We start from the raw sequence: 16,917 nt of genomic DNA, 5'->3' as shown, positions 1-16,917 counted from the left end.
ACCCCCCTCCAAGTATGGCGAACCGGCTCGAGCCGAAAAGAAGAATGACACCGCACACTGGCCTTTTTCACACGTCGTACTCCATTGTCGGAGATCAGATGATGCGAAGCAAGACGTGACAGAACATAAAAAGCTCACAACCAGAGTGGTAAACTTCATTGTCTTTCCCCATCAATCGACTGCTTTGATTCAACGGCAAATCAATGCTCGACCAGATTAAAGTGGTCTGAGTCCACCAGCATCACAGAGGACCGTTCCCTAGCTGGTATACCATCAATCACAATCCCCCGCAAATCTGAGGCTAATTCTCGAACACCAGAGAAGAAACTGTGGCCTATCATCGAAACATCATTGGTGACATAGACAACGTCGACGTTCGCCATCCCGATTGGAATGGGCGCACGGCCGACGCGCCGGAGCCCGTCCCTCCACTGGCCGAGGACCAAGGCAATGTCTGTGCCTCCATTTACGTATACGGTGAATATCCCACGCATTGAGGCGAAGGGTTCGCTAAACAAGGTCCGGAAAGCATCGTTGCTGATATCGGGAGCTGCAAAACTGACTGATTTTATTTTGCGAAGTGATTGGTTAGCCGATATCACTAGGTCCCGCATGCCGCTTGCGACGATGAACGATCCCCGACTGTGGGCAAAAAGATTAATTTCTCCCAGCTGAAAAGCATCCAATTGCGAGATCATAGAAGCAAACGGTTTGAAGCTAAATTCCGATCGAGATACATCATGGTCATATGCGCGAAGTATGAATTGCTGCAAGCTGTCCGGAAAATAGTCCAAATATGACCATCGTTCTGACGGCCAACAGAAAGCAAATGTATTCGCTTTCAGACCAAAGCCGTCAGTTATTGCTGCTGCCGACGTCACAGCCGTCTCGATATCATTGTTAACGCCGTGAACGAATATCAAGTTCCGGTCTCGTTTCCGAAATTGCGACTCACCACCGTTTAAAAATAAGTTATACTCCCCGTCATTCCGGAAGAGACCCTGCCTCAATATAGAATTGTCTCTTTGGGTTGCATCGACCGGGTTAATTTCGATCTCTGCATAACCGTTAGTTGTGACAACACTGCCCTCGTCTGAAAATGAACCCGACAACTCTTCAATGGTCTTATAGTTGTACTTCGAGTGTATCAGTTCACGATTGGTCGAGAGTATTATAAATCTGCTCTTAATTTCGTAGGACTCAACAGCATCCGAATGTTGCTCTCCCATTGGCGAAACGTCTGTCAGAGATCCCGAAGCGCAACGCAGTACTTGAGCCGAGCATTTTAGCAAGGATGACGCCTCAAATCCAAAAGACGGCGTCCAAGAAAGCAATATGCAGAGTGTCACTACTGAGGCACGTATTGGAAATCGCATGGAAACACCCCCAAAGGAGGTCACCACGGTACGGCACGTATTATTTTGCTGTCAATCGATCATACGCTGAGCCTAATGAGTCTCGATTGAACGCGTCCCTTCAATCGCCCATCTTCAGCGCCTGGATAAACGCCTCCTGCGGGATATCCACCTTGCCGAACTGCCGCATCCGCTTCTTGCCCTCTTTCTGCTTGTCCAAGAGCTTGCGTTTGCGCGAGACATCGCCGCCGTAGCACTTCGCGGTGACATCCTTGCGCAGCGCCGAGATGGTTTCGCGGGCGATGACCTTGCCGCCGATCGCGGCCTGGACCGGGATCTTGAACAGATGGTTGGGGATCAGCTCCTTCAGCTTCTCGACCATCTGGCGGCCGCGCTTTTCCGCCGCCGTGCGGTGGACCAGCATGGAGAGCGCGTCGACCGGCTCCTCATTGACCAGAATCGACATCTTCACCAGGTCGCCCTCGCGGTAGTCGGTCAGGTGATAGTCGAACGAGGCGTAGCCTTTTGAAATCGACTTCAGCCGGTCGTAGAAATCGAAGACGACTTCGTTGAGCGGCAAATCGTAGGTCAGCATGGCGCGTTTGCCGACATAGGACAGGTCGGCCTGAATGCCGCGCCGGTCCTGGCAGAGCTTCAATATGCCGCCAAGATAGTCGTCGGGGGTCAATATGGTGGCGCGGATCCACGGCTCCTCGATCGACGCGATCTTCACCACGTCGGGCATGTCGGCCGGGTTGTGCAATTCCTTCATCGTGCCGTCATTGAGCTGCAGCCGGTAGACGACGGAGGGCGCGGTGGCGATCAGGTCGAGGTTGAACTCGCGCTCCAGCCGCTCCTGGATGATTTCGAGATGAAGCAAGCCAAGGAAGCCGCAGCGATAGCCGAAGCCGAGCGCGGCACTGGTTTCCATCTCATAAGAGAAAGAAGCGTCGTTGAGGCGCAATTTGCCGACGGCGGCGCGCAGATCCTCGAAATCGGCGGCGTCGACCGGGAACAGGCCGCAGAACACCACCGGCTGCGCCGGCTTGAAGCCGGGCAGGGCCTTTGCCGTCTGGCGCTTGTCCTCGGTGATGGTGTCGCCGACGCGGGTGTCGGCCACTTCCTTGATCGAGCCGGTGAAGAAGCCGAACTCGCCGGGGCCGAGCTCGTCGACATTGATGCGGGCGGGCGTGAACACGCCGGTGCGCTCGACCAGGTATTTGGCGCCGGTGCCCATCATGCGGATGGTCTGGCCCTTCTTCAGCACGCCGTCGATGATGCGCACCAGCACGATGACGCCGAGATAGGCGTCGTACCAGCTGTCGACCAGCATCGCCTTCAAGGGCGCCGTCGCGTCGCCCTCGCGCGGCGGCGGCAATTGGTGGACGATGGCTTCGAGCACGTCTGGAATGCCAAGGCCGGTCTTGGCCGAGATCAGCACGGCGTTGGAAGCGTCGATGCCGATCACCTCCTCGACCTGCTCGCGGATGCGCTCGGGCTCGGCGGCCGGCAGGTCGACCTTGTTCAGCACCACGACGATCTCGTGGTTGTTGTCGATCGCCTGGTAGACATTGGCGAGCGTCTGCGCCTCGACCCCTTGCGAGGCGTCGACCACCAGCAGCGAACCCTCGCAGGCGGCCAGCGACCGCGACACTTCATAGGCGAAGTCGACATGGCCGGGCGTGTCGATGAGGTTGAGGATATAGTCCTCGCCATTCAAGGCGCGGTATTTCAGCCGTACCGTCTGCGCCTTGATGGTGATGCCGCGCTCGCGCTCGATGTCCATCGAGTCCAGCACCTGCTCCTTCATGTCGCGCAGCTCCAGCCCGCCGGTCGACTGGATCAGGCGGTCGGCAAGCGTGGATTTGCCATGGTCGATATGGGCGACGATGGAGAAATTGCGGATGTGGTCGAGGGGCGTGCTCATGCCGCGCGCTTTAGCAGGGGCGGCAAGCGGCGGCAAGGCTTGGGGTCCAAGGGCCGCCTTGCCGCTCGCAAAGCGGTGAAATCGGCAAAAGAATCGAAAAAACCGGCACGCAGGCCAAGAATGCGTAAACTTTGATCGATCACATTAGAGCTTGGTTTGCCGGCCGCGTGGTAAGTGCACGCCCGCTAATGTCCGTCGGGGGTTTGGAATGTTCAGGGTTTTGCGCGGCTTTGCCCGCTCCCGCAGCGGGTCGATGATGCCGCTCTTCCTGGTGAGCCTGATGCCGCTGATCGCGGTCATCGGCTTCTCGGTCGATTATACGAGCGCCGTCCAGACCAAGTCCAACCAGCAGCAGGCGCTCGATGCCGCGATCCTGACGATCACCACCATGGACACCACGTCGACGCTGGCGCAACGCCAGGGGCTGTTGCAGGATTCCTTCGCCGCCAATGGCGGACAAGGCGCCGCGACGCTGACCAACTTCGTGGCTGGCACCACCACCGCCGCCAGCACCGCGCAGGCCACGGCAAGCTTCGCCATGCCGACTGTTTTCATGCAGATCGCCAGGATCGACACCGTGCCGATCGCCGTGGCCTCGGCGGTCAGCAAGCCGCCGGCGCTGGTCAATGCGACCTTCAAGATCACCAAGGTGTCGGGCTGGTGGAACAAGACGATGACGCTCTACGGCACCCAATTTGGAGCGACGGCGGCCAAGCCGCTAATGTCTATTGAGTATACCTATAACGGCTTCGGAGATCCGAAGGGCTACGGCACCACGAACGTGTATACGATCACCAACAATGGTGGCCCAGACATCAAGACGCTCGTCCAGTCGCAAGTTTGCACCACCGCCAGCGTGACCACTTTTACCGGTCTGCCCGCCGATGCGATCCTCCAGACCAGTGGCACCAAGAAATATTCGACAACCTGCGTCAACACCATGTATCCGGCCAACGGCGCTGGCGCGTCGGTCGATGTCAGCCAGATGGGTGGCCTCGCTCTGCAGATGTACGTGCCATCGGGCAACCCGCAATACCTCAAATCGGACGATGCGAGCACCTCCAACCGACTCTATAGCGGGGTGGATCCGAACTCCCTGGTCGAGACCACGACCGGGACGAAGGTCGACATCTTCGCCATCGTGCCTTGTGGCGTCACCAGCTATCAAGCCTGGGAGGACGGTGGCACAACGGTGCCGACTGCGTCCTCAAATGCCGACTTCTTCTACAACGTGACCGGCAAGTGCGACTTCAATAAGCGGCCCTCGGACACGGCGCTGACGCAGTAACGCTGCCGATCTCCCCCCTCGTGGGGGAGATGGCCGGCAGGCCAGAGGGGGGCGCTGTCCCGCCGACCTTACAGGTTCATCCGCTAGGCCCGACTTCCTCTCTGTCAATCCAAGATCGATGATTGTGGAATTTCACCTCGATCAGCGCTCTACGGCGCCCCCCTCTGTCCTGCCGGACATCTCCCCCACAAGGGGGGAGATTGGATGCGACCACCGTTTTCGCCAATCTCCGAGGCCGCAAGGAACACGCGCGCCACCATCTTCGATCACAAACCGGTGAGCGTTGTAACGAAGCCCGTCGCGGCGGCGAAGTGGGGATATGACGGGCGCATCGTGGCGCCCTCCCACGGAGCAAGCCGATGTCGGGATATGAACGCAGCAAGGTCTTCGCACTGTCCGGCCTCGCCGCGCTGGCGCTTGCCGTCGCGCTCGGCGCGGCCAGCGCCCAGCCGCTCACCGTGGTCGAACTGTTCACCAGCCAGGGCTGTTCGTCCTGCCCGCCGGCCAATGCCAACCTCATCAAGGTCAAGGACCGGCCCGGCGTGCTGGCGCTATCCTTCAACGTCACCTACTGGGACTATCTCGGCTGGAAGGACACGTTCGGCAAACAGGAATTCACCCGGCGCCAGGTTTCCTACGAGCCGCCGCTCGGCCATGACGGGCCGTTCACGCCGCAAGTGGTGGTCAACGGCCATGCCGATGTCGTCGGAGCGGCCCCCGGCGAGATCGAACATCTGATCGCGGCCACGGCCGGGACCGGCGGCCCGTCGCTGTCGCTCGGCGGCGGCAAGATCGCGATCGGCGCCGGCGCGGCACCGGGCGGCCACGCCGACGTCTGGCTGGTGCGCTATACCAAGGGTGTCGTCGAAGTGCCGGTGGCGCGCGGCGAAAACACCGGCCGCACCTTGCCGCATGCCAATGTCGTTCACGCGCTGACGAAACTCGGCGGCTGGACCGGCGAGGCCAAGACGCTCGATCTGCCGGCGGCCTCGGGCGGCCTCAGCACCGCCGTGCTGGTCCAGTCGCCCGGCGGCGGGCCGATCCTGGCCGCCGCGACCGACTGATCATCCCCTTTTACCGCACGGGGCCGCGCAACGCGGCAACGCATCACCCGGCCCGCTTGCGCGCGCCAAAACCCAAGGAGACTTTCATGACCAGATATCTGACCCTGCCGGCGCTGGCCTTCGCGCTTTCGGCCGCCATATTCGTCGCCGGCGCCCGCGCCGACGACACGACCAATGCCATGAAGCCCGCCAATGCGATGACGACCGACGCCATGAAGCCCGCGACGGATGCGATGAAGCCGGCGGATGCCATGAAGCCCGCGACCGACGCGATGAAGCCCGCCGACCCGATGGCCACCAACGCGATGAAGCCCGCGGCGGATGCCATGAAACCGGCGACGGATGCGATGAAGCCGGCGCAGTAAACCGGGCCGGCCGCCCCAGCCTCGCTCGGCCAACCTCTCCCTGCTGGGGAGACGAGACTGTCGGCGCCGGCGCGGGCCTCTTCTCCCCTCGGGGAGAAGGTGGCCCGAAGGGCCGGATGAGGGAGCGCCGCCGACAGGGGCCGCCGCACGGCAAATTGAGAACCTCTTGGCGGCCTGCCTCGTATATATTGGACCAACAACAGGAGATCAGGACATGACCGGTACCGAAAAGACACGACCGTTCTTTACCCGCGGCGCGCTGGCCGTGCTCGGTTTTGCAGCGGTGGCGGCGGCGGCCTTCTGGCAGACCCCGGCGCGCTCAGCCGAGGACGCGGTGGTGATCCCGCCGCCCGCGATGGACGAAAAGGCCGCAACGGGCAGCGAAAAGGCCATCTTCGCCGGCGGCTGCTTCTGGGGCGTGCAGGGCGTGTTCCAGCACGTCAAGGGCGTCAGCAAGGCCGTTTCAGGCTACACCGGCGGCGCCAAGGACGACGCCGTCTACGAGACGGTCGGCACCGGCCGCACCGGTCACGCCGAATCCGTCGAGATCACCTATGATCCGTCCGAGGTGACCTATGGCCAGCTGCTGCAGGTCTATTTCTCGGTCGCCCACAACCCGACCCAGCTCAACTACCAGGGTCCGGACTCGGGCACCCAGTACCGCTCGACGATCTTCGCCGAAAACGATGCCCAGAAGAACATCGCGCAGGGCTACATCGCCCAGCTCGACAAGGCCAAGCTGTTCGGCGCGCCGATCGTCACCACGATCGAGACCGGCAAGACCTTCTATCCGGCCGAGAACTACCACCAGGATTTCCTGACGCTGAACCCGACCTATCCCTACATCGTCTACAACGACCTGCCCAAGGTCGCGAATTTGAAGCAGTTGTTCCCGGCGCTCTACAGCGAGAAGCCGGTGCTGGTGCTGTCGGCGAGCAACTGAGGTCAGTTTTGCCTTCTCCCCGTTTACGGGGAGAAGGTGCCGGCAGGCGGATGAGGGGCGGCGCCGGCATTTGAAGGATTGGGCCATCCGCTTTGCTTGACAGGTTTGCGCTGCCCCTCATTGCCCCTGCCGGGCATTTCTCCCCGTGAACGGGGAGAAAGACGCTGTCATAACCCTCAGTCATACGTCAGATCCGTCGCCTTGCCGCCGAACACCCGGTAGGCATAGAAGGAATAGAAGATGATCACCGGCAGCACCACCACGGTGCCGACCAGGATGATGGCGAGGCTTTCGGGCGCCGACGCCGCCTGCCAGATGGTCAGTTTGTCGGGCACCACGAACGGGTAGAACGACCAGGCGAGACCGGCAAAGCCAAGCGCGAAGATGGCGGCGAGCGTCAGGAACGGCCTCAAGGCATGGCGGTCATCGGGCTTGGGCAGATGGAAGGTCTGCCGCCACAGCCACAGGAAAAGCAGCGCCGACAGGATCGGCAGCGGCGACAGATAGAGCATTTGCGGCCAGACGAACCATTTGTCGAAGATGCGCGGGCTGGCGAAGGGCGTGGCCAGCGACACGGCGGCCATGCCGAGCGCGGTCAGCACCAGGGCCGTGCGCAGCCAGCGCACCGCCTTCTTCTGCAGCTCGCCTTCGGCCTTGTAGATCACCCAGGCAGCGCCCATCGCCGCGTAGGCTGCCGCCAAGCAGAACGCCACCAGCACGCCGAACGCCATGCCGCCCACGCCGACATCGAGGCCGAGCACATAGACGCCCAGCATATAGCCTTGCGCCAGCGAGGCGACGACCGAGCCCAGGAAGAAAATACGATTCCAGCGATGTTTCTTCCCCGCCGGCACCTTGGCGCGGAAGTCGAAGGCGACGCCGCGCAGGATCAGCCCGACCAGAAGCACGAAGACGGGAATGTAGAGTGCGGTGAGGATGAGGCCATGCGCCAGCGGGAAGGCGACCAGCAGCAGGCCGACGGCCAGCACCAGCCAGGTTTCGTTGGCGTCCCAGAACGGGCCGATCGCGGCGATCATCGTGTCCTGTTCGGTGTCTTCTGCCGCCGCGAACAGGATGCCGATGCCGAGGTCGAACCCGTCGAGGATGACATAGATCAGGATGGCGAGGCCCATCAGGCCGGCGAAGATCAGCGGGAGCAGGGTTGACCAGTCGTAGCTCATTTTCTCACTCCTCCGCCGCCGGTTGCGACATCGCTATCTTCATCACGCCCGGCAGCGGCGAGGAATCGCCATCCTTGGCCGCCTTCAGCGCCAGGTGCACCAGCACGCCGAGATAGGCGATCAGCAACAGCACATAGAGCAGGAGATAGATGGCGAGCGTCAGCGCGACATGGCTGCCGGCCACCGGACCTACGGCGTCGGCGGTCTTCAGCACGCCGGTCACCAGCCAGGGTTGGCGGCCGATCTCGGTCGTGTACCAGCCGGCCAGCGTCGCCAGCCAGCCCGACAGCGCCATCGGCACCATCAGCATGGCGAGCGGCCTGGGTAGCGAATGCCGGCGCTTGAGGAAGAAGGCCGCCGACCACGACACGGCGAGCATCAAAAGCCCGGTGCCGACCATGATGCGAAAACTCCAGAACAGCGGAAAGACCGGCGGATGGTTGCCCGGATAATCGTTCAGCCCCGGCACGACACCGCCGGTGCTGTGCCGCAGGATAAGGCTGGCGCCGTCGGGAATGGCGATCTCGAATCTGTTTTCCTTCGCCGCCTCGTCGGGCAGCGCGAACAGCACCAGAGGCACGTTGGGCCCGGTGTTCCAGTTGGCTTCCATGGCCGCGATCTTCTGCGGCTGGTGCTCCAGCGTGTTCAGACCATGTTGGTCGCCGGCCAGAATCTGGATCGGAATGAGGATGGCGGCGGTGAAGACGCCGGTGCGCAGCGCCTTCCACATCGATTCCGAACGGTCGCCATGGAGGTAGCGCAGCGCCGACAGGCCGGCGATCAGGAACGACACAGTCAGCCCCGAGGCGAGCAGCATGTGCACCAGCCGGTAGGGCATGGACGGGTTGAAGACGATGGCCCACCAGTCGACGGCGTGCGCCACGCCATCGCGCATCTCGAACCCGGCCGGCGTCTGCATCCAGGAATTGAGCGCGATGATCCAGAAGGCCGACAGCGTCGTGCCGCCGGCGACCAGCACCGTCGCCAGCGTGTGGACGCGGTTGGAGACGCGGCGGAAGCCGAACAGCATGATGCCGAGGAAGGCGGCCTCAAGGAAGAAGGCGGTGAGAATCTCATAGGCCAGCAGCGGCCCGGCGATGTTGCCGACATGCTGCATGTAGCCCGGCCAGTTGGTGCCGAACTGGAAGCTCATCGTGACGCCCGAAACCACGCCCATCGCAAAGGACAGCGCGAACACCTTTACCCAGGTGAAATAGGCGCGCATCCAGGCGGAATCATTGGTCGCGTTGTAGCGCAGCTTGAAGAACAGCAGCACCCAGCCAAGCGCAATGGTGATCGTCGGAAACAGGATATGGAACGAAATATTCGCGCCGAACTGCATGCGCGACAGTATGAGCGGGTCCATGGCGGGCTCCGGCTGCTTATTATTTGGACGCAATTCCCAAGGGAGAGCGCGCTACACTTTTCCTGGAATTGCTCCAATACTGGCGGAGGATAGGCCCGAAGCGTGGTCAGGTCAAAGCGGCGTCCTGCCGCGAGGCTCAACGCCACAGGACAATTTTACCGGTTGCAGGCGATGCATTTCCAGCCGCCCCGAGCCTCGATGTCCAGAACTGGCAGCAGGGCATTGACTTGTGGTTGCACTGGCCGACAACAGGCCTATATCAAGTCACCTCTTTCAGGCAGCCGTTTCAGCCATGCCCTCCATTCTGTCCATTTCCGGGGTCTCCAAGACCTACGCCACCGGCTTCACCGCGCTCAAGCAAGTCAATCTCGACATAGAGCGCGGCGAGATATTCGCGCTGCTCGGCCCCAATGGCGCCGGCAAGACGACGCTGATCTCGATCGTCTGCGGCATCGTCAACCGCTCGTCGGGCACCGTCACCGTCGATGGCCATGACATCAACAAGGATTATCGCGCCGCGCGCAGCCTGATCGGGCTGGTGCCGCAGGAACTCACCATCGACGCCTTCGAGAGCGTCTGGGCCACCGTCAATTACAGCCGCGGCCTGTTCGGCAAGCCGGCCAATCCGGCCTTTGTCGAGAAGGTGCTGCGCGACCTGTCGCTGTGGGACAAGAAGGACGCCAAGGCCATCACCCTGTCGGGCGGCATGAAGCGGCGGCTGATGATCGCCAAGGCGCTGTCGCACGAGCCGCGCATCCTGTTTCTCGACGAGCCGACCGCCGGCGTCGATGTCGAATTGCGCCAGGACATGTGGGAAATGGTGCGCCGGCTGCGCGAGGACGGCGTCACCATCATCCTCACCACCCACTATATCGAGGAAGCCGAGGCCATGGCCGACCGCGTCGGCGTCATCAACCGCGGCGAGATCATCCTGGTCGAGGACAAGGCCGAGCTGATGCGCAAGCTCGGCCGCAAGCAGATGACGATGGAGCTGCGCGCGCCGCTCGCCAGGGTGCCCGACGGGCTCTCGCGCTACGCGCTCGAACTGTCGGGCGACGGCAACCAGCTCACCTACACCTATGACAACCAGAGCGACCGGCCGGGCGTTGCCTCGCTGATCAGGGATCTCGAGGCGGCAGGCGTCCAGTTCCGCGATCTCGACACCAAGAACAGCTCGCTCGAGGAGATCTTCGTCAATCTTCTGAGGCAAGAGCCATGAACCTGCGCGCTGTATGGGCGATCTACCGGGTCGAGATGGCGCGTGCGTTCCGCACCGTGCTGCAGAGCATCATCTCACCGGTCATCTCGACATCGCTCTATTTCGTCGTCTTCGGCTCGGCCATCGGCTCGCGCATCACCGAGATCGACGGCATCAGCTACGGCGCCTTCATCGTGCCGGGCCTGATCATGCTGTCGCTCTTGACGCAGTCGATCTCCAACGCGTCCTTTGCCATCTATTTCCCGAAATTCGTCGGCTCGATCTACGAACTCCTGTCGGCGCCGGTCTCCTATCTGGAGATCGTCATCGCCTATGTCGGCGGCGCGGCCACCAAGTCGATCATCCTCGGCCTGATCATCCTGGCCACCGCCTCGCTGTTCGTGCCGCTCCACATCGAACATCCGTTCTGGATGCTCTCCTTCCTGGTCCTGACGGCGGTGACCTTCAGCCTGTTCGGCTTCATCATCGGAATCTGGGCGAAAAGCTTCGAGCAGCTGCAGCTGGTACCGCTGCTGATCATCACCCCGCTGACCTTCCTCGGCGGCAGCTTCTATTCGATCCACATGCTGCCCGGCATCTGGAAGACGATCACGCTGTTCAATCCGGTGGTCTACCTGATCAGCGGCTTCCGCTGGAGCTTCTACGGCAAGGCCGATGTTTCGGTCGGCGTCAGCCTCGGCATGACGCTGGTGTTCCTGGGCGTCTGTATCGCGATCGTCGCCTGGATTTTCAAGACCGGCTACCGGCTGCGCAACTGACGCGGTTGGTCTGGTGTATGTGGCAGCTTGGCGCATGCATTGTCTTACGCTGCGCTGGTCGACCCCCACTCCGTCTCGGCTTCGCCGAGCCACCTTGCCGGGGCGAGCCACGGGTCTCGCCCGTCCTTCGGACCCCCCGATCGACGGGGGAGAGGAAGGGCGCCAAGCTTTTTGCCGTCAACACTCGTCCAGCTAAGCTCTCTTCCTTTCCCTCCGGAGGGGGGAAGGTGGCGCTGCGAAGCAGCGACGGATTGGGGGAACCACATGGCAATCAAGTGTCGCGCCGATCAGTCACGCAAATCACAAAAGATATGTACATAGAGTTGACGGGAGTGGGGGCGAGGAACCCAAGTCCTGTACAGTTCAAATCGCCTTGACCAGCCGCAGCAACCCCAGCATCTCGATATAGGTCCCCTTGCGAAAGGCGATGTAGACGGGCTCCTCGGCGCCGTGGAAGCGGCGCTTGAATGCCGCCTGTCCCTGCAGGTTGAACCTGCGGCGGTTGACCCAGGGCGAATCGTAGGCGCGCTGGAAGGTGTTGCGCCAGAAGTCGCTTTCTGAAAATCCGCTCGGGCCCACGTCGACGAGCGGCGACAGGCCGAGCGTCACCACGGAGATGCCTTCCTCGCGAAACCGCTCGACGGCGTATTTGGTCAGGCCGATCTCGGCATGCGGCGAGGCATCGATATGCTTGCGCTTGAACGCGGTGGTATAGCCGATCACCTTGCCGCCGGCGAAAAGCGGGTCGAAGTCGAGCAGGGCGATGAGCTCGCCATCGGGGCCATGCAGCACGAAACGGCGCATGTCGGTGCCGAGCTGATCGTTGAAGGGACGATTGAGGAAGCCCATCTCCCAGCGCTTGACGATGCGGTCGCCGCGCCAGTTGTCCGACAGGCGCTTGATCTCGTCGAGATGGACCGTCCGCTTGTCCTCCTCGAACGAAAAGCCTTTCTTCAACAGCCAGCGCTCGGAATAGCGCACGGTCTCGTTGCGCTTTCCGGAAAAATCATGGTCGGGCAGGACAAGCCGGGTGTCGATGCCCAGCCGGTTGACCTTGTAGCCGAGCCCGGCCAGCACGCGCGCGGTCTCCGCGCCGATCTGCACGAACCACGGGCTGCCGGCGGCCTCGACGAAACGCCTGATCATGTCGGGCCGCAGCGCCGGAGCCACCACAGGGTCGCCAAGCGCGAAATGATGCCTCATCTTGGTGCCGAAGGCGATGTAGCCGTTCGCGTCGCCGAAATAGGAAAGCTTTTGCTGCACGGCGGTGGAGTAAGCGAGCGAGAAGTCGCCATGACGGCGCACCAGCGCCAGGCGCTCGACATGCGTCAGCGCCAGGCGCTCGACCTTGGGCGAGGCGCCCTCGAGGATTTTGTCGAAATAGATCCGCAAGGAGGGCATGGTCGATATTCCGCGTGCCGTCTGCGGCGCCGCATGCCTTGAATGGCAAGCTGGACCGCCGTGGCGCCTTGATTTCTCGCGGGAAGCCGAAATGGGTTACGGGTTCGGATTCCTGCGCCGTCAGAAGAGGTCCGCCAGCCCCCGGACCTCGAATCAATCACATTGCCGCGACCTGATTATCGCCGATGCCGCCGATATGCCATATAGGGCTGGATGTATTCGGGCAGAAGCGGGAAACCGTCATGTCGTCTTTTTGGCCGCGCTGCCGCCCCGGCTGTTTTCGCCGGGCGCACGGAATCCTCCCGATCGGCATCGCGGCTCGGCGCGGGGCCTGGAAACCGGCATCGGGTTGCCGTTCGGGCCCTGTGCGCGATCAAACCGTTACAACGGCCTGCGAACCTTTCGGGGTAGCGCTAGGTGAGTGGATTCGAGAGTGCATGGCTGATACGACAACCCGGACGATGATGGAGCAGTTGGTGGCGGTCGAGCCGGTGATCGTCATTGGCGCCGGTGCCGCCGGGCTGGCTGTCGCGCAGGCTTTGATCAAGGCCGGGGTCGCGACGGCGATCCTGGAGAGGGAAAGCCGGCTGGCCGAACCTTGGCGCCGGCGCCACGAGCAGCTGCACCTCAACACCCATCGCGATCTCTCCGCGCTGCCCGGCCTTGCCTATCCGAAGGGGACCCCCGCCTTTCCGCACCGGGATGTCGTCATCCGCCATATGAACGATTTCCATGAGGCGAACCGCTTGCCGGTGGAGTTTGGCGTTTCCGTCGAGGCCGTCATGTTCACAGGTGATCACTGGGCCGTGCGCACCAGCGCCGGCTCGCGCCTGGCGCGTCATGTCGTTGTCGCCACCGGCCGCGACAGGGAACCCTTCACGCCGCAGTGGAAGGGCATGCAAGCGTTCGCGGGCCGGATCGTCCATTCGGCGGATTTTGGCGACGCCCAGGCCTATGCGGGCAAGAAGGTGCTGGTTGTCGGCGCCGGCAATTCCGGCTTCGATGCCCTCAATCATCTGTCGGGCATCGATACTTCAGCTGTCTGGCTGTCGGCTCGCAGCGGCCCCGCCCTGTTGCCCAAGCGCATCGGCAAGATCGCCGTGCACCGCCTCTCGCCGCTCATGGCGCGCCTGCCGCCGCGCGTCGCCGACGTCGTGATGGCGGCGACGCAGCGTCTGGTGTTCGGCGATCTGACCAAATTCGGCATGCCGCCCGCGCCTGCCGGCGGCGCCAGCCGTTTGATGTCGGACTACACCGCGATCGCCGCGGACGACGGCGCCGTCGATGCCATCAAATCGGGCAGGATCGTGGTGGTGCCGGGAATACGGGAGTTCACCCGCGATGGCGTCATCCTGGCCGATGGCAGCCTGATCGCTCCCGACATCGTCATTGCCGCGACCGGCTACCGCACCGGGCTGGAGCGCATGGTCGGCAATCTCGGCGTGCTCGACGAGAAGGGCGTTCCGCTCTTCAATGGCGGCCAGGACGATCCGAAACTGCCCGGCCTGTGGTTCACCGGCATGCGGCCGAGCATCCGCGGCTGCTTCGCCAATGCCGCCATTTTGGCCAAGGCCATCGCCAGGCGCATCGCCGGTGCGACCCATCCATCCAGCGCATCACGCTGACAGCATGAATCCGTTTCGACGCGACGTGCTGATCTCGGATGCTACGCCGATTTCGGCTCCAGCCGCCGGAAACCGACAGCCTCCGTCAGCGTCTCCTCGTCGACCATGCCGGCATTGTAGAGGGCAAGCAAGGTGAGCGCCAATTCACGCGCCTCGGCGGATTCGGGGTGGGCTTGCCGTCGGCGGCAGGCCTCGTCGAAGACACGTTGCAAGGTGGCCACCTCGTCGGGTTTGAGCAGGCCACGGTCGTAGATCGACTTGGGCATGGCGATGACCTCCTCATCACGATCTAGGGCGCCCTGTTTAAATTGCCAATCTTTCCCGAGGCTTGAATGCAATACCGCGCAAAAGAAGGGGGCTCCGGCGATCCGGAGCCCCCTCTCGGTTTGTCTTGCCCGATGTCAGATGGCGATCTTGCCGCCGCCCTGCTTGGTGATCGCCACAACCGCCGGCCGCACCGGCATGTCGGGCTTGAAATCGGGCCAACGCGTCGATAGGTCCTCATAGTAGGAGGGCCGGCCGAACGCTTCCCAGTCCTCGCCGCCGTCGCCCGGATGCTGGACGGCGACGAAGGCGGTCTGATCGTCCGGCGTAAACAGCGGGCCGCACATCTCGGCGCCGATCGGTACGCGGAAGAACAGTTTCGAGGTCGCCCGCGCCGATCCTTCCGTGTCCACCGCCCACAGGCCATCGGTGCGGCCGGTGGCCTTCGGACCCTGGCCGTCGGTGGCGACCCACAGGCGGCCGGCCGAATCGACCGCGCAATTGTCGGGCATGCCGAACCAGCCATTGCCCGTCGTCGCGGTGGAGAAGGTGGCGCCGACATCGGCCACCGAGGGATCGCCACATTTCAGCAGCACTTCCCACTTGCCCTTGGCAGCGGCAAAATCACCGCCGTCCTCCGATATTTCGATAATGTGGCCGAAGGCGTTTTCGGCGCGCGGATTGGCGGCGTCGACCTGGTCGGCCTTGCGCTTGGAATTGTTGGTCAGCATGACATAGACCTTGCCGTTGACGCCATTGGGCTGGATGTCCTCGGGCCGGTCCATCTTGGTGGCGCCGAGCAGGTCGGCGGCGCGGCGTGTCTCGATCAGCACGTCGGCCTGGCCGGCAAAGCCGTTTTCCGCCGTCAGCGGACCCTGGCCGAACACGATCGGCAGCCATTCGACCGAACCGTCCTCGGCGAATTTGGCGACATGCAACGTGCCGTCGTCGAGCAGGTCCTTGTTGGCGGCAGGGTCGTTGGCGTCGAATGTGCCCTTGGTGACGAATTTGTAGACATAGTCGAAGCGCTCGTCGTCGCCGAGATAGAAGACGACGCGGCCGTCCTTGGCAACGATCGACTCGGCGCCCTCATGCTTGAAGCGGCCCATGGCGGTGCGCTTGCGCGGCACCGAATTCGGATCGGTGACGTCGACCTCGACGATCCAGCCGAAGCGGTTGGCCTCGTTCGGCTCCTTGGCGAGGTTGAAGCGGTCGTAATGCGCGCCCCATTCATAAGCGCCTTCCGGGATGCCGAGGCGCTTGTAGTTGGCGGCTTCCTTGTGGCCTTCCGGCAGTTCGCCGGAGAAGTAGCCGTGAATATTCTCCTCGGACATCACATAGGTGCCCCAGGGCGTGACGCCGCCAGCGCAATTGTTGATGGTGCCGAACACCTTGGCGCCGGACGCGTCGGCATTGGTCTTGACGCGGTCATGGCCGGCGACCGGGCCCGACAGCGCCATTTCGGTGTTGGCGGTGATGCGGCGGTTGAGCTTGCCGTCGCGCACCACCTGCCACTTGCCGCCATCCTTGCGGATCTCGACGATGGTGCCGCCATGCGCGGCCATCTCGACATCGACCTGCTCCTTCGAGAGCGGCGCCACCTCGGCCGACTTCTTGCCGTCCTTCTCGACGATCTTGACGATGCCCGGGAACATCAGATGCGGGTTGGTGTATTCGTGGTTGACCACCAGCAGGCCATGTTCGGCCGAACCGTCGAGCGGAATGTAGCCGACATAGTCGTTGTTGTAGCCGAACTGCCTGGTCTGGGCTTGCGCCGACTGCTTCGTCGGATCGAAGTCCGGCGAATCGGCGAACAGCGGATCGCCCCAGCGCAACAGAACGTCGGCGTCGTAGCCCGGCGCGACATGGTGCTTGTCGTCGATGCCGGCTTCCAGTTCCTCGAATTTGAAGGCGGAGCCTTCCGCGGCGCGGGCATCGTCGGCGGCGATCATGGCCAGCGGGCTGACAGTGGCGGCGATCGCCGAGACCGCGAGCGACCCCTTGAGGAAGCCACGGCGCGAAAACCGCGCGGCGATGATCTCGCCCATCGTGCGGTTTTCGCTGGGATTGTTGGCCGGTCCCTCGTTTTCCTCGAGCAGGCTGGTGCGGAATCGGACGTCGGGGGAGCGATGTTCGGTCATGGGAGCCTCTGGCTTGGATT

14 protein-coding genes are annotated in these 16,917 nt (G+C 62.6%); 7 read left to right on the top strand and 7 right to left on the bottom strand.

What is annotated here, in order from left to right; genetic code table 11:
• Window positions 1-200: 200 nt before the first annotated feature.
• Together FJ948_RS09405 and lepA are read right to left on the bottom strand one after the other, a co-directional pair.
• Window positions 201-1,229, bottom strand: coding sequence for an alpha/beta hydrolase (locus FJ948_RS09405; protein WP_181173607.1), 1,029 nt, complete (start codon window positions 1,227-1,229; stop codon window positions 201-203).
• A gap of 247 nt (window positions 1,230-1,476) precedes the next feature.
• Window positions 1,477-3,282, bottom strand: coding sequence for a translation elongation factor 4 (gene lepA / locus FJ948_RS09400; protein WP_140703574.1), 1,806 nt, complete (start codon window positions 3,280-3,282; stop codon window positions 1,477-1,479).
• Between the two features lie 208 nt (window positions 3,283-3,490).
• Here lepA and FJ948_RS09395 point away from each other — a divergent pair, with 208 nt between their 5' ends.
• From FJ948_RS09395 to msrA, 4 genes are all read left to right on the top strand, one after another.
• Window positions 3,491-4,570, top strand: a complete 1,080-nt coding sequence (locus tag FJ948_RS09395; protein ID WP_181173606.1) for a pilus assembly protein TadG-related protein — start codon at window positions 3,491-3,493, stop codon at window positions 4,568-4,570.
• Window positions 4,571-4,929: 359 nt separating this feature from the next.
• A complete protein-coding gene (locus tag FJ948_RS09385) occupies window positions 4,930-5,634 on the top strand; it encodes a DUF1223 domain-containing protein (RefSeq protein ID WP_140703572.1) in 705 nt (234 codons plus the stop codon).
• Between the two features lie 86 nt (window positions 5,635-5,720).
• On the top strand, window positions 5,721-5,999 hold the full coding sequence (locus tag FJ948_RS09380) for a hypothetical protein (RefSeq protein WP_140703570.1): 279 nt from the start codon (window positions 5,721-5,723) through the stop codon (window positions 5,997-5,999).
• Window positions 6,000-6,213: 214 nt separating this feature from the next.
• The gene (gene msrA, locus FJ948_RS09375; RefSeq protein ID WP_140703568.1) at window positions 6,214-6,942 is read left to right on the top strand and encodes a peptide-methionine (S)-S-oxide reductase MsrA; all 729 of its coding nucleotides are present in this window, start codon (window positions 6,214-6,216) and stop codon (window positions 6,940-6,942) included.
• A 176-nt stretch (window positions 6,943-7,118) separates the two neighbouring features.
• Here msrA and FJ948_RS09370 read toward each other — a convergent pair whose 3' ends face one another.
• Both FJ948_RS09370 and FJ948_RS09365 read right to left on the bottom strand, forming a co-directional pair.
• Window positions 7,119-8,123, bottom strand: a complete 1,005-nt coding sequence (locus FJ948_RS09370) for a cytochrome d ubiquinol oxidase subunit II (RefSeq protein ID WP_140703566.1) — start codon at window positions 8,121-8,123, stop codon at window positions 7,119-7,121.
• A gap of 4 nt (window positions 8,124-8,127) precedes the next feature.
• Window positions 8,128-9,489 carry a cytochrome ubiquinol oxidase subunit I gene (locus FJ948_RS09365; RefSeq protein ID WP_140703564.1) on the bottom strand — a complete coding sequence of 454 codons (1,362 nt, stop codon included), beginning with the start codon at window positions 9,487-9,489 and terminating at the stop codon, window positions 8,128-8,130.
• A 292-nt stretch (window positions 9,490-9,781) separates the two neighbouring features.
• On the opposite strand from FJ948_RS09365, the gene FJ948_RS09360 reads away from it, so the two are divergent.
• Together FJ948_RS09360 and FJ948_RS09355 are read left to right on the top strand one after the other, a co-directional pair.
• Complete coding sequence (locus FJ948_RS09360) at window positions 9,782-10,708, top strand: ABC transporter ATP-binding protein (RefSeq protein WP_140703562.1); 927 nt, start codon at window positions 9,782-9,784, stop codon at window positions 10,706-10,708.
• On the top strand, window positions 10,705-11,466 hold the full coding sequence (locus FJ948_RS09355; protein ID WP_140703560.1) for an ABC transporter permease: 762 nt from the start codon (window positions 10,705-10,707) through the stop codon (window positions 11,464-11,466). Before FJ948_RS09360 ends, FJ948_RS09355 begins: the two co-directional genes overlap by 4 nt.
• A 363-nt stretch (window positions 11,467-11,829) precedes the next feature.
• Here the strand turns inward: FJ948_RS09355 and FJ948_RS09350 are convergent, their stop codons facing one another.
• Window positions 11,830-12,867, bottom strand: a complete 1,038-nt coding sequence (locus FJ948_RS09350; RefSeq protein ID WP_140703558.1) for a phosphatidylglycerol lysyltransferase domain-containing protein — start codon at window positions 12,865-12,867, stop codon at window positions 11,830-11,832.
• Window positions 12,868-13,304: 437 nt separating this feature from the next.
• Between FJ948_RS09350 and FJ948_RS09345 the strand changes: the two genes are divergently transcribed.
• Window positions 13,305-14,492 (top strand): NAD(P)/FAD-dependent oxidoreductase, encoded by a 1,188-nt coding sequence (locus FJ948_RS09345; protein ID WP_140703556.1) that lies wholly within the window; start codon window positions 13,305-13,307, stop codon window positions 14,490-14,492.
• Between the two features lie 41 nt (window positions 14,493-14,533).
• Here FJ948_RS09345 and FJ948_RS09340 read toward each other — a convergent pair whose 3' ends face one another.
• Together FJ948_RS09340 and FJ948_RS09335 are read right to left on the bottom strand one after the other, a co-directional pair.
• Entirely contained in the window at window positions 14,534-14,758 is a 225-nt protein-coding gene (locus tag FJ948_RS09340; protein WP_140703554.1) for a hypothetical protein, read from the bottom strand.
• Between the two features lie 135 nt (window positions 14,759-14,893).
• The gene (locus tag FJ948_RS09335; protein ID WP_140703553.1) at window positions 14,894-16,897 is read right to left on the bottom strand and encodes a PhoX family phosphatase; all 2,004 of its coding nucleotides are present in this window, start codon (window positions 16,895-16,897) and stop codon (window positions 14,894-14,896) included.
• Window positions 16,898-16,917 lie beyond the last annotated feature (20 nt).

Source organism: Mesorhizobium sp. B2-3-12 (genome assembly GCF_006442205.1).
In the GTDB taxonomy this organism is placed as follows: Bacteria; Pseudomonadota; Alphaproteobacteria; order Rhizobiales; family Rhizobiaceae; genus Mesorhizobium.
This window is presented reverse-complemented; position numbering and strand designations above follow the sequence as displayed.

What these genes read in the sequence shown, in the direction of transcription:
- lepA (WP_140703574.1), bottom strand. Translation starts at nt 3,282, where the DNA reads ATGAGCACGCCCCTCGACCACATCCGCAATTTCTCCATCGTCGCCCAT.
- FJ948_RS09385 (WP_140703572.1), top strand. Translation starts at nt 4,930, where the DNA reads ATGTCGGGATATGAACGCAGCAAGGTCTTCGCACTGTCCGGCCTCGCC.
- FJ948_RS09365 (WP_140703564.1), bottom strand. Translation starts at nt 9,489, where the DNA reads ATGGACCCGCTCATACTGTCGCGCATGCAGTTCGGCGCGAATATTTCG.
- FJ948_RS09395 (WP_181173606.1), top strand. Translation starts at nt 3,491, where the DNA reads ATGTTCAGGGTTTTGCGCGGCTTTGCCCGCTCCCGCAGCGGGTCGATG.
- FJ948_RS09355 (WP_140703560.1), top strand. Translation starts at nt 10,705, where the DNA reads ATGAACCTGCGCGCTGTATGGGCGATCTACCGGGTCGAGATGGCGCGT.
- FJ948_RS09335 (WP_140703553.1), bottom strand. Translation starts at nt 16,897, where the DNA reads ATGACCGAACATCGCTCCCCCGACGTCCGATTCCGCACCAGCCTGCTC.
- FJ948_RS09405 (WP_181173607.1), bottom strand. Translation starts at nt 1,229, where the DNA reads ATGGGAGAGCAACATTCGGATGCTGTTGAGTCCTACGAAATTAAGAGC.
- msrA (WP_140703568.1), top strand. Translation starts at nt 6,214, where the DNA reads ATGACCGGTACCGAAAAGACACGACCGTTCTTTACCCGCGGCGCGCTG.
- FJ948_RS09350 (WP_140703558.1), bottom strand. Translation starts at nt 12,867, where the DNA reads ATGCCCTCCTTGCGGATCTATTTCGACAAAATCCTCGAGGGCGCCTCG.
- FJ948_RS09380 (WP_140703570.1), top strand. Translation starts at nt 5,721, where the DNA reads ATGACCAGATATCTGACCCTGCCGGCGCTGGCCTTCGCGCTTTCGGCC.
- FJ948_RS09360 (WP_140703562.1), top strand. Translation starts at nt 9,782, where the DNA reads ATGCCCTCCATTCTGTCCATTTCCGGGGTCTCCAAGACCTACGCCACC.
- FJ948_RS09345 (WP_140703556.1), top strand. Translation starts at nt 13,305, where the DNA reads ATGGCTGATACGACAACCCGGACGATGATGGAGCAGTTGGTGGCGGTC.
- FJ948_RS09340 (WP_140703554.1), bottom strand. Translation starts at nt 14,758, where the DNA reads ATGCCCAAGTCGATCTACGACCGTGGCCTGCTCAAACCCGACGAGGTG.
- FJ948_RS09370 (WP_140703566.1), bottom strand. Translation starts at nt 8,123, where the DNA reads ATGAGCTACGACTGGTCAACCCTGCTCCCGCTGATCTTCGCCGGCCTG.